This is a genomic window from Chryseobacterium sp. SSA4.19, assembly GCF_022601875.1.
Taxonomy (GTDB): domain Bacteria; phylum Bacteroidota; class Bacteroidia; order Flavobacteriales; family Weeksellaceae; genus Chryseobacterium.
In genome coordinates, this window is the sequence record NZ_JAKVIP010000023.1 from 35,617 (window position 1) to 50,117 (window position 14,501).

General features: G+C 36.7%; 11 protein-coding genes. 9 read left to right on the top strand and 2 right to left on the bottom strand.

Annotated elements, in window-relative coordinates:
• The first annotated feature begins 27 nt into the window (after positions 1-27).
• The 3 genes from MKJ01_RS14900 (at position 28) to MKJ01_RS14910 (ending at position 2,044) form a co-directional block, all read left to right on the top strand.
• Positions 28-963 carry a hypothetical protein gene (locus tag MKJ01_RS14900; protein WP_241614892.1) on the top strand — a complete coding sequence of 312 codons (936 nt, stop codon included), beginning with the start codon at positions 28-30 and terminating at the stop codon, positions 961-963.
• Between the two features lie 32 nt (positions 964-995).
• Entirely contained in the window at positions 996-1,610 is a 615-nt protein-coding gene (locus MKJ01_RS14905; protein WP_241614891.1) for a deoxynucleoside kinase, read from the top strand.
• 83 nt (positions 1,611-1,693) lie between these two features.
• Complete coding sequence (locus MKJ01_RS14910; RefSeq protein WP_241614890.1) at positions 1,694-2,044, top strand: ArsC/Spx/MgsR family protein; 351 nt, start codon at positions 1,694-1,696, stop codon at positions 2,042-2,044.
• A 73-nt stretch (positions 2,045-2,117) separates the two neighbouring features.
• Here MKJ01_RS14910 and MKJ01_RS14915 read toward each other — a convergent pair whose 3' ends face one another.
• Both MKJ01_RS14915 and MKJ01_RS14920 read right to left on the bottom strand, forming a co-directional pair.
• Positions 2,118-2,423 (bottom strand): DUF493 family protein, encoded by a 306-nt coding sequence (locus tag MKJ01_RS14915; protein WP_241614889.1) that lies wholly within the window; start codon positions 2,421-2,423, stop codon positions 2,118-2,120.
• Positions 2,424-2,464: 41 nt separating this feature from the next.
• A complete protein-coding gene (locus MKJ01_RS14920) occupies positions 2,465-3,142 on the bottom strand; it encodes a DUF4197 family protein (protein ID WP_241614888.1) in 678 nt (225 codons plus the stop codon).
• Positions 3,143-3,591: 449 nt separating this feature from the next.
• Between MKJ01_RS14920 and MKJ01_RS14925 the strand changes: the two genes are divergently transcribed.
• From MKJ01_RS14925 to purB, 6 genes are all read left to right on the top strand, one after another.
• The gene (locus MKJ01_RS14925) at positions 3,592-6,438 is read left to right on the top strand and encodes a SusC/RagA family TonB-linked outer membrane protein (protein WP_241614887.1); all 2,847 of its coding nucleotides are present in this window, start codon (positions 3,592-3,594) and stop codon (positions 6,436-6,438) included.
• Positions 6,439-6,441: 3 nt separating this feature from the next.
• Positions 6,442-7,893, top strand: a complete 1,452-nt coding sequence (locus tag MKJ01_RS14930) for a RagB/SusD family nutrient uptake outer membrane protein (protein WP_241614886.1) — start codon at positions 6,442-6,444, stop codon at positions 7,891-7,893.
• A gap of 69 nt (positions 7,894-7,962) precedes the next feature.
• On the top strand, positions 7,963-9,351 hold the full coding sequence (locus MKJ01_RS14935; protein WP_241614885.1) for a glucoamylase family protein: 1,389 nt from the start codon (positions 7,963-7,965) through the stop codon (positions 9,349-9,351).
• A 172-nt stretch (positions 9,352-9,523) separates the two neighbouring features.
• Positions 9,524-10,231: a prolyl oligopeptidase family serine peptidase gene (locus MKJ01_RS14940; RefSeq protein WP_241614884.1), complete on the top strand. Its 708-nt coding sequence runs from the start codon at positions 9,524-9,526 to the stop codon at positions 10,229-10,231.
• A gap of 271 nt (positions 10,232-10,502) precedes the next feature.
• Positions 10,503-12,830, top strand: a complete 2,328-nt coding sequence (gene bglX, locus MKJ01_RS14945) for a beta-glucosidase BglX (RefSeq protein ID WP_241614883.1) — start codon at positions 10,503-10,505, stop codon at positions 12,828-12,830.
• Positions 12,831-13,038: 208 nt separating this feature from the next.
• A complete protein-coding gene (gene purB, locus MKJ01_RS14950) occupies positions 13,039-14,466 on the top strand; it encodes an adenylosuccinate lyase (protein WP_241614882.1) in 1,428 nt (475 codons plus the stop codon).
• The last annotated feature ends 35 nt before the right edge of the window (positions 14,467-14,501 follow it).

Here is a 14,501-nt window from a genome sequence, read left to right on the forward strand (position 1 = left end):
TTAATATTCATATTGCTTTTCTGTTCATTGTCTGCACAGAAGGCACTTCCGTTAGATACTTTGAAACTGAAAGAGGCTAAGGATATGCTGGCCGATGATTACGGAAACCTGTATATTTACAAAAATAAAGATTTCAGTTTAACGAAATATGATTCTTTAGGAAAGCAGCTTGGGCAGATGATGCTTACCGTTCCTTACAAAGTACAGTCCGTTCAAAATCCGCTGACCGTTCCCTTGTTTTCTGAAAATGCCCAGGAAATGAAGTTTATTGACCAGAACATGAATGAAATCCAGCGCGTGGATTTCAAACATAAGTTCGGTTTCATAAGAATGGCATATGCCGAAGATCTGCAGCAGCTATGGCTGTTGGATGACAGTACAAAACGTTTGATCCAGTATAATTTCAGGAATGAAACGATCATCAATTCTTATCCGTTTGACGCAAGTTTTGATGAGCTTTCGGACCTTTTGGTATATGAAAACAGGATCTATATTCTGACAAAAAAACAATTCAGGGTCTATACTTTTAAATTCGAGAAAATCTTTGAGGCTGATATTGAGAACGGGAAACGCTTCAGAAGAGAAAATGAATCCATCCTGGTGGTTACTGATAATTCGATTGTAAAATATATTACTGAAAAGGAAATGCTGAAGATTTTTAGCGATCCCGAAGCACGGATTGTGGATAAAAACACACTTTCTTATTTTGAAATCAAAGCCAACAAACTTTATCTTTACAGCCTTGAAAAACCTCAGCAGACCGAATCTCGGACAGAACCTGATCCGAAGCAGAAAGATACCGAGCAGGAGGTAGAACGATCAGCAGAGAAACCTGAAGAGCAAGACAGCCCGGAAGAAAAGTTGGAGAAAAAAACAGAAGAGATCGAAAGCAAAAACCCTGCAGAGAGTTCATTGCAGAAGCTCATTGAAGATTCATCAGAACTGCAGTCTGCCGGTGTTTAATTATTTATCAACATTATAATAGTAAGGGAAATATGCATATTGCAGTTACAGGGAACATTGGTGCAGGCAAAACAACATTAACGACTATGCTATCGAAGCATTACGGCTGGGATGCCCAGTTTGAAGATGTGGATCACAATCCTTATCTGGAAGATTTTTACGCAGACATGAGCAAATGGAGCTTTGCCCTGCAGATCTATTTTCTCGGAAGCCGTTTCCGTCAGGTCAAGGAAATCAGGGAAAGCGGTAAAAACATCATTCAGGACCGCACGATCTATGAAGATGCCCATATTTTCGCAGAAAACCTGAATGATATGAACCTTCTGTCCGACCGCGATTTTAATAATTATTTGGCTGTTTTCAGTCTGATGAAATCATTCGTTTCCGCGCCCGACCTTCTGATTTACCTTAAATCCGATGTCCCTAATCTGGTAAAAAAGATTTATAAAAGAGGAAGAGAATATGAAGCCTCCATCAGTATCGAATATCTTTCCAAGCTGAATCAGAAATATGAAAAATGGATTTCCAGTTATACGGAAGGTAAATTGCTGATCATTGAAGTGGATGACCTGGACTTTGTTGAAAAGCCTGAAGACTTCGGGTTTATTCTGGAAAAAATAGAAGGCGAGCTGAACGGACTGTTTTAAACAAACAGGTGGAATAGCTTTTATCGTAAGCCGATTCTTTCTATCTTTACTGTACCTAAATTTAATATTAAAAACAATTGAAGATGTTAGTAAAAGTTTTACATAATGGCAATTGTTCAAAATCCAATGCGGTTTTGGAGTATCTTGATGAAAACGGAGTTCCGTTTGAGATGATTAATATGATAGAAGAACCGTTAAGTGTTTTGGAGATTAAAACGGTTTTAAAGAAAATGAATGAGAATGTTTTTCATATTATCAGAAAATCTGAAAAACTGTATATGGAAAAGTTTGCCGGTAAAGATTTGTCTGAAGAAGAATGGATCCAGATTTTATCGGAAAATCCATCCTTAATCCAAAGGCCTATTCTCATCAAGGGATCTGTAGCCATGTTGGGAAGGCCTATTGAAAATGTGAAATTTTTTATTGAAAAATAAATCATAACCCAGTATAGAAAACAAAAAGTCAGCACTCATGCTGACTTTTTATGTTCTAAAACAGATTTATTTTCTATAACAGAATAACATTTTCTATTTTTGCTACTTCTTTATAAATTTTAACGACCTGATCGGCATCCAAAACAAATGCATTGATATTGCACGCCGTATATTTCCCGTTTTTGCTCTCACGGTTCCCCAATGTAAATTTGATACCGTCGAAAACTTTATAAATCTCTGTCAGTTTTGCCTCGTCCGTAGGAATAATAAATTTAAATAAATAATCTTCCGGAAAGTCATGATGACCCTCCAGTTTTTCCTTTAAAGATTTGTAAAAATCTTCAGGATTCGCATGCTGGTTCCCTTGTAATATGTCCATCTACCAATTTTAAAATTACATTAAATATACTGAAGATTTTTCTATTTTCCAAGTGGCCCTAAAAGCGACTGTGAGTTTTCGATCTCGTAATTTTCAATGATATTGAACATTCCGTTAACCAATTGCTCGGAAGCGAGCTGTGTTAAGCCTCCGGAATTTACGGTAGTCTTATTTCCTCCTAATAAACTTCCCAGTAAATTGCTTCCTGCTAATGCTGTATTAATGCTTTTGACAATACCGTATTGATTGAGCTGCTCATCTACTTTCGGTGCAATAGCTGCAATCAGTTGTTGTGACGTTTTTTCTTTGAGAATCTGAGTGGCCGTTCCTTTCTCTCCCTGGATAATCCTCGTTACATCCTGTGCATTCAGACTATTTACCGCACCAACCAGAATAGGCTTCGAGATGTTAACGGTGTAAACGGCAGCGTCAGCAATATAAGCTCTTTCTTTTGCTACCAGCGAAGGTGCAATCTTCTCAAGCATAGAATTGATTTCCCTTAATTGTTTGGGAAGCGCTTTGTCTACCATATTATTTTGTAGAAATGCCTCCCTGTTGCTGTAAATACCTACGCCTTTATCAATTCCGTTTAAAAGAAATCGTTTAATAATTGACAGGCCTAAATCTGTAGTCGCTAATGTTGTGCATGATTGTATCGTGGTATTGATAACAGCTCCCGTTCCTAAAATCAAAACAGCAGCAATAATATATTTTTTCATTGATATTGATTAAAATGTAAATACTTTCAAATAATGAACCAAATGTAAGAATAACAATTATTTTAACAAATTTTAAAGAAATGTTAATACGATAATATTAAATTGATATGCTTGAACATTCATTAAGCGTGAGTGGTTTTTTATGATAAGCAAAATATAAAATAATTCATTTTAACTGTATTCACTACTATAATTCAGTATTGTAAGTCCTTGTTATAAATAGAGTTATTTTTGATAATTCCCTAAAATAGAGTTAATAAAACCATTATTTATCAGACTTGTTTTAATTAACATAACCGTAAAATAATTAAGTGAAATTAACATTATTGAAGATATTTTTATAATTTTGAACAATGTCTTTTTATGAGAATAAGTAACATTCGGTAAAAAGTCTTTTAAGATTAGTTTCTTTTGAAGAAAATTTGATTGTACGAATAAAATTAAACTATATGAAACAAAGTGATTTAAAGTATTCATGTCTCATTGCTGTTCTCTACTTCGGGATGAACGTCAATGCGCAGACTACACCCCGTGACACTGTTGCCAAAGAGCAGAAGATTGAGGAGGTGGTGATGATTGGATATGGTAGCAGGAAAAAGGTGGATAATACCACTTCAATCAGCTCTATTAGTGCAGAGGAAGTAACAAGAACGAAAGTATTAAATGCATCGCAAGCCATTCAGGGTAAAGCTGCGGGAGTACAAGTAATAGCATCCGATGCCCCTGGTTCTAGACCAACAGTGATGATTAGAGGTTTAGGTACTGTACTGGGTGGTAGAACACCATTATATGTAGTAGATGGAATGTTTACCGATAATATTAATAATATCAATTCTAATGATATTTTAACTTATGATGTATTAAAAGATGCTGCAGCATTAGCTATTTATGGTAACAGAGCAGCAAATGGAGTTATTATCATTACGACTAAAAGTGGTAAAGGAAAGTTAAACGTTTCTTATGATGGTTTAGTTGGAATTAGAACTCCTTTGAGAACCATTAAAATGGCAAACGCTTCTGAATTTGCTAATTATAATAATGCTGGAAAATCAAGTAAATATTTGAATCCTGATCAACCTTATAATACAGATTGGTTTAAAGAAATTACAAGAACAGGTATTTACAACCAACATAATGTTTCTATTTCTGGCTCTTCAGAAGCGGCAAAATATTTCTTGAGTTTAGGAAATTATGATGAAGAATCAATTCTTAAAGGAACTAAGTATAATAGAACTACAGTAAGAACTAATAACGAATTCAGACTTAGTAAAAAAATAAGACTTAGTCAGACTCTAAGTGCTACTTTTACAAATGACACCCCAAAATCATTTGGTATTTTCACAAGTGCATATAAACAATCTCCATTGGTTCCTGTATATTACCCGAATGGAAAGTATGGTCAGCCAATTTACAATCCTGCCACAGGTAATATTGGTTATGTAGGAAGCAGATTTAATGATGTAGGTAATCCTGTAATGCAGCTTGCTTATGATAATCAGAAAGGGAAAAACTTTTTATTGCAAGGTGGTTTAAAGCTAGACATTGATATTGTTAAAGATTTAAAATTCACATCTCAGTTTAGTGGAGAGTATAACAATTATAAATACTATAATTTTGTTAATTCTAAAGCTTTTTGGTTAGACAGTGATCCGATGAGAGTAGATAGTCAATACTCTGCAACATCGCCATTAACAAGACTGACGAATAGAACTGAAAACTATTACAATTGGTTACTTAATAATTATTTGACCTATAGTAAGAAATTCGGAAATCATGACATCGAAATTGTAGCGGGTACAGAGGCTTCTGTAATGAATGGTCTTGAAAAATTAGTCATCAATAGGCAAAATGTTCCTGTTTCAGAAGACTATTGGAATCTTGATGGAGTTGATTATTATGGAAATTTATTTAGTGATAATACCACCAAAGCTATTGAATCAGTAAAAGGCAATAGAAACACGACAACTTCTTATTTTGGAAGGTTTCAGTACAAATTTATGAACCGTTATTTATTAAGTGGGACTGTAAGAAGAGACGGATCTTCTCAGTTTGCAGAAGGTCATAGATGGGGAACTTTCCCTTCTTTTGGTGCAGGTTGGATTGTATCGGAAGAAGATTTTATGAAAGGAGGATTTTTTAATATGTTAAAACTTAGAGGGGGATGGGGTAGATTAGGTAATCAAAAAGTTCCTTTAAATTACTTACCTCTCTCATCAGGAGCTACGTATAATTATGGATATGGCTCTTCAGCAGTAAGCAATGGTATTACAGTGAATCAAGGATATGATCCGAATTTAGGTTGGGAAGTTACCGAAGAAACATCTTTAGGGCTGGATTTTGGAATCTTAAATAATAGATTAACGGGTACTTTTGATGTTTATAACAGAAAAACAGAAAATCTTATTTTAGCAGTAGTTCCATATTTAGGAACAGGTATTGCTGATGTGAATTACTCACACATGGGAAGTGTAGTAAACAAAGGTGCAGAAGTTAGTTTAAACTGGTCCGATAAAGTAGGTGAAGACTTCTCGTACTCTATTGGAGCAAACTATTCTTATAACAAAAATAAACTTGCCAGCATTGATTTATCAAAGCCAGTTTCTCAAATTATAGGTGGAAATTTGGGTAATGGAATAGATACAAAACTTTTCAATGCCTCTTCAGTAGGGTATGCTTTAGGAAGTTTCTATTTATACGAAGTTGACGGATATGACGCTCAAGGTAATTTGAAATTTAAAGATCTTAATGGTAACGGAGTAACTGATGGTGGTGATAGACGTTTCTTTGATTCTTATATTCCGAAATCAACATTAGGTGTAAATATTTCTATGGCTTATAAGAACTGGGATTTTGCTTTAAATGGTTATGGGGCTTTTGGATTTAAGGTATACAATGGTAAAAAAGCTCAAAGAAATGGAGGAGAAAACGTAGAAGCTTCTGTAGCGAATGATTTCTGGACACCCACAAATACCAATGCAGCAAACCCTGTAAATCCGTCAAATATTCCTGTTGCATCTAATTTTTATTTAGAGAGTGGAGATTATTTTAGAATTAATAACATCTCAGTTGGTTATACATTTAAGAATGTAACGGATTATATGAAATCTATCAAGCTTTATGTAAGTGCTATTAATCCTATAGTTTTCCAAAAATATTCAGGATATTCTTCAGAATTATCAGGATATAACCCTGCAGATTCTTCAGCAGAAGGAGATCCAAACAAACGTGCGGGGATAGAATTAGACGCTTATCCTACATTAAGATCTTTTGTATTTGGTGTTAACCTAAATTTTTAAAAAATGAATAAGAAATATATCGTAGCAGCAGCATTTTTAATTTTAGGAGCTGTTAATCAAAGTTGTAGTAATGACTTTATTGATGTTTCACCTACAGAAAAAATTCCAGAATCTGCATTAGGTGAAATCTATAATAATAACGAAGGAGCAAATACTTTAGTAACTTCTATTTATGCTAAGTTCTTAGATTGGAATATGAGTACCTTTGCTTGGATTGGTGTTACCTCAATAGTTTCAGATGATGCAGATAAAGGTTCAAGCAGTAGTGATTCTGGTTCGGATAAAGATATTTTAGATGCACTGAATTTTACTCCTGCCACTCCTTCATTTAAAGAATTGTTTGCTTCTAATTATCAAGGAATTAACAGGTGTAACCAAGCGCTAAAATATCTTCCTCAATTAGATAAGGCTGATTCTCAATTACGTGAAAGATTAACTGGTGAAGCTAAGTTCTTAAGAGCTTTTATGTATTTTACTCTAGTAAGATCTTTCGGTGGAGTACCATTGGTAGATCATGTTCCTGTAACTGGAGTTGAAGCTGATAAGCTAATGACCCTTACAAGAAAGAGTAAAGAAGATATATATGCTTTTATAGAAAATGATCTTAAAGAAGCTGCTTTAGTTTTGCCGACAGCAACAGGAGGTCAAAGGGCCACAAAAGGAGCAGCTCATGCATTATTGGCAAAAGTTTATTTGTATCAAAAAAAATGGCAGTTAGCTTTAGACGAATGTAATTTAGTAACAGGTTATTCATTGACGCCTAATTTCCAGGATATTTATAAAGTTTCAGGCGAAAATAATGCTGAATCCATTTTTGAAATTAATGGAAGCGGAGGAACTGCTGGAAGAGCTATCCAACAATATAGCCAAGTACAAGGTGCAAGAGGTACTACTGGTTGGGGATGGGGATTTGCAACACCTACTCAAAGTTTGTATGATGCTTACTCTGCAACGGATACAAGAAGAGATGCAACGATTATCCATAGAAGTATGACTTTGTATGATGGATATTTTGTTGGTCCAAATACAGAAAATAAATTTTATAATTATAAAGCTTATTCTTCAAATTATAGAGACCAAGCTTCAACAGATGTAAATATTCGTTATTTAAGATATGCTGAAGTCTTGCTGATCAAAGCTGAAGCAATGAACGAATTAGGTCAAACTTCTGCGGCAATTCCTTTCTTGAATCAGGTTAGACAAAGAGCAAATATTGGAAATACACCTGCGGTTTCTCAAACGGATGTAAGAGCAGATATTTGGAAACAAAGAAGATTAGAACTGGCTTTTGAACACGACAGATGGTTTGATTTAGTTAGGACTGGCCAAGCACAGGCTGCAATGGCTGCTGACGGTGGCAAAATATTCAAAGTAGGAACACATGAGGTTTTCCCACTTCCACAGGATTTTATCATGGAGGCTGGTGGATTATCGGCTCAAAATCCCGGCTACTAAAAATAAATATAACTTAGAGGAGAATGAAAGTTCTCCTCTTCTTTTAGTATTTCGTTTAAAAATGTTACAATGAAAAGGATAATACTATCAATAACAACAATATCATTACTCACAGTTTCCTGCAAAAATTCCCAGGTGGTTAAATCAGATGCTTCCAAAATATCATCTATACAAAACAACCTCACGGACAATCAGCTTATGGATAAAGTCCAGAAAGAAGCGTTGAAATATTTTTGGGATTATGCAGAACCTCATTCCATGTTGGGAAGGGAGCGCTACCATGAAGACAATATCTATCCGGATAATGATAAACATGTAGTCACTACAGGAGGATCAGGATTTGGATTGGCAACAATTCTTGTGGGCGTTGAAAGAGGATTTGTTCCACGGAAAGAAGCGGTGAAACGATTGACCACGATGATGGATTTCCTGGCAAAGGCTGACCGCCACAAAGGAGCCTGGTCACACTGGATTAATGGAGAAACCGGGAAAACGGTGCCTTTCGGAAAAAAAGACAATGGTGGTGATCTTGTGGAAACGGCATTCCTGACCTCAGGAATCTTAATGGTCCGTGAATATTTCAAAAACGGAAATACCGAAGAAAAAGCGCTGGCAAAAAAATGCGATGCGCTCTGGAAAGGGATTCAGTGGAACTGGTACACCAAAGGCGGAGAAAAAGTCCTGTATTGGCACTGGTCACCGGATTATCAGTGGGACATGAATTTTCCTTTACAGGGATATAATGAATGTCTGATTACCTATATTTTAGCGGCTTCATCACCTACTTATTCAATTGATGCCGAAACCTATTATAAAGGCTGGACCAGAAATGGAACCTATCTTTCTGATAAAGAAAAATATGGGCTTCCGATGTACGTAAAACATAATGGTGCAGAAGAATATGGCGGCCCTTTATTCTGGGCGCATTATTCATATATTGGTCTAGATCCTACTAATTTATCAGATAAATTGATCAAAAATTATTTTGATTTAAATAAAAATCAGGTGTTGATCGATTATAGGTATTGCGTTGAAAATCCAAAACAATGGAAAGGTTATGGACCTGATTATTGGGGGTTAACTGCAGGGTACTCAAGAAATGAAGATGGAAGTGTAGGGTACGACGCTCATTTTCCACAGAATGATCATGGGGTAATTACTCCTACGGCCGCACTGAGCAGCTTTCCCTACACACCAAAAGAATCCATGGATTTTTTAAGGTTCATCTATACTCAGAAACCTGAATTTATCGGTTCTGCTGGCCCATATGATGCAACATCCATCCATTATAATAATTGGACCACGCCAAGGTATCTGGCAATTGACCAGGGAACCATCGCTCCGATGATTGAAAATTACCGCACCGGATTCTTATGGAAACTGTTTATGAATGCCCCGGAAATTCAGAATGGATTGAAAAAATTAAGCTTTACATCTCCGAAATATAATATTAAATAATATTTTTAGGAGCTGTTTCCCGCTTTCCGCACTCGCTATTTATCTTTTTTAAAAAAGAAAAATGAGCTCAGACAGATGCTGCAATCGGGGCTAATTATAGAAAAACAGACAGTTGAATAAAATCTTATATTCTGTATAAAATTGAAAAGTACTCAAACTTAAAAAGTCTCCTATGAAATTTAATCTAAAATTGATTCCTTTTTTACTTTTGCCGTTTTCTCTGGCTCTTAATGCTCAGGAAATAAAAGCAGAACTCAATAAAGAAGTCAAAAGACAGGAAAAAATTTCCTATATCCTCGATTATCCTCAAAAAGCAAAAGGAAATGTCCCTTTGATCGTATTTCTTCACGGATCCGGGGAAAGAGGAAATAATCTGGAAATGGTAAAGGCGCACAGTCCATTCACCTATAAAAATTTAATAAAAGAACCGGTAGCAATTTTAGCACCTCAATGTCCTGAAAATATGTGGTGGGATACGGTGACGATTTATAATTTAATCAAGGAAATTCAGTCAAAATATAAAATTGATCCTTCCAGGATTTACCTTACCGGACTTTCCATGGGAGGCTGGGGAACTTTGAAACTGGTCATGGAGCATCCTGAAATGTTTGCAGCCGTTGTTTCGGTTTGTGCACCAACAGACCGTGTGATGTATGCCAATATCAATCAGTACAAAAATTTGCCGATGAAAATCTTCCACGGAGGAATGGATGACGTGGTGCTTCCGGAAAATGCATTTAATTTTTACCAGAAGCTGCATCCGGTAAATCCATCTGCAGAATTAACCATTTTTCCAAATGATAATCATAACTCTTGGGACTCAACGTATTCTAATCCTGCGTTGTATGAATGGATGCTGAGTAAAAGGAAAGAAAAGTAATCAATAACAATCACAAGCAAAAAAGTAAGTGAAAGCTCTGTGTCTTAAAAAAGTAAGTTTGATCAGAAAAACTTGCTGTTTTACGTTAAGAATTAAAACAAAGCTCTTATGCAGGTTCAATACAAACACAAAATCTGCGAGAATAACTTAAATAGGCTTTAAGAAATTTAAGTGGAAATACATAAAGCACTTAAATCAATAGAGTAAAAATTAATTGAAGATGATAGATTAATACAATCTAAATTCACAAATACCTAAAAATGAAGAAGTAATGAAAAAGTTAATTGTAATCGCCACTTTAGCACTGGCTCCGATGTTTTCCGCACAGGAAATGATAACAAAGCCTGTCCAGTCTTACCAGACGGCTCAATATCATGATAAGAAGAAAGCCTTTATTGATAATCTTTTGGCTAAAATGACCCTGGATGAGAAAATCGGTCAGCTGAATTTACCAAGTTCAGGTGATTTCACCACAGGTTTAGCTAAAAGTTCAGACATTGGAAAGAAAGTAGAGCAGGGATTAGTCGGAGGATTGTTCAATATAAAAGGAGCAGAAAAGATCAAAGCTGTTCAGAAAGTGGCTGTAGAAAACAGCCGTCTGAAAATTCCTTTGATTTTTGGAATGGATGTCATCCATGGGTATGAAACTACTTTTCCGATCCCGTTAGGATTAGCAGCTTCATGGGATATGAATTTAGTGCAGCAGTCTGCAAGAGTTGCTGCAAGGGAAGCTGCTGCAGACGGAATCAACTGGACGTTCTCGCCAATGGTGGATATTTCCCGTGAACCGAGATGGGGAAGAGTTTCCGAAGGTTCCGGTGAAGACCCGTATTTAGGAAGTGAAATTGCTAAAAATATGGTGTATGGTTACCAGGGGAAAGACCTGGCAAACGGAACCAATATTTTGGCTTGTGTAAAGCACTTTGCTTTATACGGAGCCGGTGAAGCAGGAAGAGATTACAATACAGTGGATATGAGCCACGTAAGAATGTTCAATGAATATTTCCCTCCTTACAAAGCGGCTGTTGATGCAGGTGTAGCTTCTGTGATGGCTTCTTTTAATGAAGTGGACGGTGTTCCGGCAACAGGAAACAGATGGCTGCAGACGGAAGTACTGAGAAATCAGTGGAAATTCAAAGGATTTGTGGTAACCGATTATACAGGAATCAACGAAATGGTGGACCACGGAATGGGAGATCTCCAGCAGGTTTCTGCCTTGGCTCTGAAAGCCGGAGTAGATATGGATATGGTAGGAGAAGGTTTTTTAACAACCTTAAAAAAATCTCTATCCGAAGGAAAAGTGACCCAGGCGGAAATTGATATGGCAGCAAGAAGAGTTCTGGAATCAAAATATGATTTAGGTTTATTTGATAATCCATATAAACATGGAGATGTTAAATTGGCAGCGAAAGAAGTATACAGCATGGAAAACCGTAACATTGCGAGAAGTGCTGCTGCTCAGTCCATGGTCCTGATGAAAAATGAAAATCAGGTGCTGCCATTGAAAAAATCAGGAACGGTAGCAGTAATCGGTCCGTTGGTCAACAATTCAATGAACATGGCCGGAACATGGAGTGTTGCGACAAAACATGCCATTTCTGTAAATCTGATGCAGGGCCTGCAGGCGAACTACGGAAAAGACGTTAAATTCCTTTCTGCAAAAGGAGCTAACATCGATTACGATGCTAAACTGGAAGATATTTATGCAGCACACGGTAAAAAAACAGACCGTGATAACCGTTCCAAAGAAGTGCTGTTAAAAGAAGCTGTGGACATCGCCAATAAATCAGATGTTATTGTTTTGGCTATCGGGGAATCAGCAGAAATGAGCGGAGAATCTTCATCAAGAACTGAAATCACCATTCCTCAGTCTCAGGTAGACTTGTTAAACGAGCTGAAAAAGACAGGAAAACCGATTGCTATTGTATTGTTCACTGGCCGTCCTTTGGCATTAACCAATGTAAAAGACACGCCGGATGCTATTCTGAATGCGTGGTTCCCGGGTTCAGAAGCAGGAAGCGCGATTGCAGATGTTCTCTTTGGAAAAGTAAATCCTTCCGGAAAATTGCCGATGACGTTCCCGAGAAGCTTAGGACAGGTCCCGATTTATTACAATGCTAAAAATACAGGCCGCCCGCTTGATCAGAAACTGGTGGATAAATGTGAATACCAGAGATTCCGTTCCAATTACATGGATGAATGCAATACGCCGCTGTACCCGTTTGGATATGGTTTAAGCTACTCTTCATTCAGCTATTCTGACATTGCGGTTTCCAATGCCAATCCTAAAGGAAACCAGACTGTTCAGGCATCTGTTACCGTTAAAAATACAGGAAATTATGATGGCGCTGAAGTAGTGCAGTTATATATCAGGGATATGGTAGGAAGTATTACAAGGCCGGTAAAAGAGCTTAAAGGATTCCAGAAGGTAATGCTGAAAAAAGGAGAATCTAAAAAAATAACCTTTGACATTACTCCGGAACAATTGAAATTCTATAACGGGGATTTGAAATATGATTGGGAAGCCGGAGAATTTGATATCATGATCGGAACCAATTCCGAAGACGTGAAGCATTCAAAAATAAACTGGACAAAATAAATTCAGAAGCCATTCGAAAGAGTGGCTTTTTTGATCTCTAAAATGTGCAGAATTCTGGTCGGATGGCGTTAACAGGAAGAAAATTTATCAGATAATCTGCCTGAAAGTATTTCTAACAATAACAGAATATCTCCGGGATAAAAAAGCACTTTCATCTCTCAACCAAAAACCGTATTTTTGCATATCTATAAAAAAGTAAAAGAAAAGAATGAATTCCTACAAAAATCCTTTGGAAGAACGCTATTCAAGCGAAGAAATGTTGTTTAACTTTTCTCATAACAATAAATTCCAAAACTGGAGAAAGCTTTGGATTGCTCTTGCTGAAATTGAAAAAGATCTTGGTCTTGAAATTACAGACGAGCAAATTGCTGAGTTAAAAGCCAATGCTGAAAACATTGATTATGATAAAGCTGCGGAATATGAAAAAAAATTCCGTCATGATGTAATGGCTCATGTTCACGCGTATGGTGATGTAGCGCCTTCTGCGAAAGGAATTATTCACTTAGGAGCAACTTCAGCATTTGTAGGAGATAATACCGATTTGATTCAAATCCGTGACGGGCTTTTAATTTTGAAGAAAAAGCTGGTGAACGTAATAAAAAATCTTTCTGACTTTGCGATTCAATACAAAGATTTACCGACGCTTGGATTTACCCATTTCCAGCCTGCTCAGCTGACTACAGTTGGAAAAAGAGCCACGCTTTGGCTACAAAGTTTGGTGCTGGATATCGAAGAGCTTGATTTCTTCCTGGAAACGTTGAGGTTCAGAGGTGTAAAAGGGACTACAGGAACTGCAGCCAGTTTCCTGGAACTTTTTAACGGAGATTATTCTAAAGTTAAACATCTGGATAAAGAACTGTCAAAAAGATTCGGTTTTGAGAAGGTTTTCGGTGTTTCCGGACAGACCTATGACAGGAAAATTGATGCTAAAGTGGTTGCTTTATTAGGAAATATTGCACAATCTGCCCATAAATTCACGAACGATTTACGTTTGCTGCAAAACCTTAAAGAAATTGAGGAGCCATTTGAAAAAAACCAGATCGGATCTTCGGCTATGGCGTACAAACGTAACCCGATGAGAAGTGAAAGAATCGGAGCACTGGCCAAGTATGTGATGTCATTAACGACAAGTTCTGCAATGGTAGCTTCTACACAATGGTTTGAAAGAACCCTGGATGATTCTGCAAACAAAAGATTAACCATTCCTCAGGCCTTTTTGGCGGTGGATGCCATTCTGTTGATCTGGAACAATATCATGAACGGAATCGTAGTATATCCGAACAGGATCAACAAACATATTATGGAAGAGCTTCCTTTTATGGCGACAGAATATATCATCATGGAAGAAGTGAAAGCAGGTGGTGACCGTCAGGAAATTCACGAAGTGATCAGGGTTCATTCCATGGAAGCTTCCAAAAAAGTAAAAGAAGAAGGAGAAGAAAACGATCTGATTGAAAGAATCTTAAATGATAATTCTTTGAAATTGGATAAGTCTAAGTTAAAAGAAGTTTTAGATCCTAAAAACTTTATTGGTTTCGCACCAATCCAGACGGAGGAATTCATTGCCAATGAAGTTCAGCCGATTCTGGATCTGAATAAAGACCTGATAGGATTAGAGGCTGATCTTAAAGTATAAATTAATATGCAGTCTTCTGGGCTGCATATTTTATT

Bases quoted from the DNA above. Each gene is read 5' to 3' on its own strand.
- MKJ01_RS14910 (WP_241614890.1), top strand. From the start codon at position 1,694: ATGTTAGTAAAAGTTTTACATAATGGCAATTGTTCAAAATCCAATGCG.
- MKJ01_RS14930 (WP_241614886.1), top strand. From the start codon at position 6,442: ATGAATAAGAAATATATCGTAGCAGCAGCATTTTTAATTTTAGGAGCT.
- MKJ01_RS14940 (WP_241614884.1), top strand. From the start codon at position 9,524: ATGAAATTTAATCTAAAATTGATTCCTTTTTTACTTTTGCCGTTTTCT.
- MKJ01_RS14935 (WP_241614885.1), top strand. From the start codon at position 7,963: ATGAAAAGGATAATACTATCAATAACAACAATATCATTACTCACAGTT.
- MKJ01_RS14915 (WP_241614889.1), bottom strand. From the start codon at position 2,423: ATGGACATATTACAAGGGAACCAGCATGCGAATCCTGAAGATTTTTAC.
- MKJ01_RS14920 (WP_241614888.1), bottom strand. From the start codon at position 3,142: ATGAAAAAATATATTATTGCTGCTGTTTTGATTTTAGGAACGGGAGCT.
- MKJ01_RS14925 (WP_241614887.1), top strand. From the start codon at position 3,592: ATGAAACAAAGTGATTTAAAGTATTCATGTCTCATTGCTGTTCTCTAC.
- purB (WP_241614882.1), top strand. From the start codon at position 13,039: ATGAATTCCTACAAAAATCCTTTGGAAGAACGCTATTCAAGCGAAGAA.
- bglX (WP_241614883.1), top strand. From the start codon at position 10,503: ATGAAAAAGTTAATTGTAATCGCCACTTTAGCACTGGCTCCGATGTTT.
- MKJ01_RS14905 (WP_241614891.1), top strand. From the start codon at position 996: ATGCATATTGCAGTTACAGGGAACATTGGTGCAGGCAAAACAACATTA.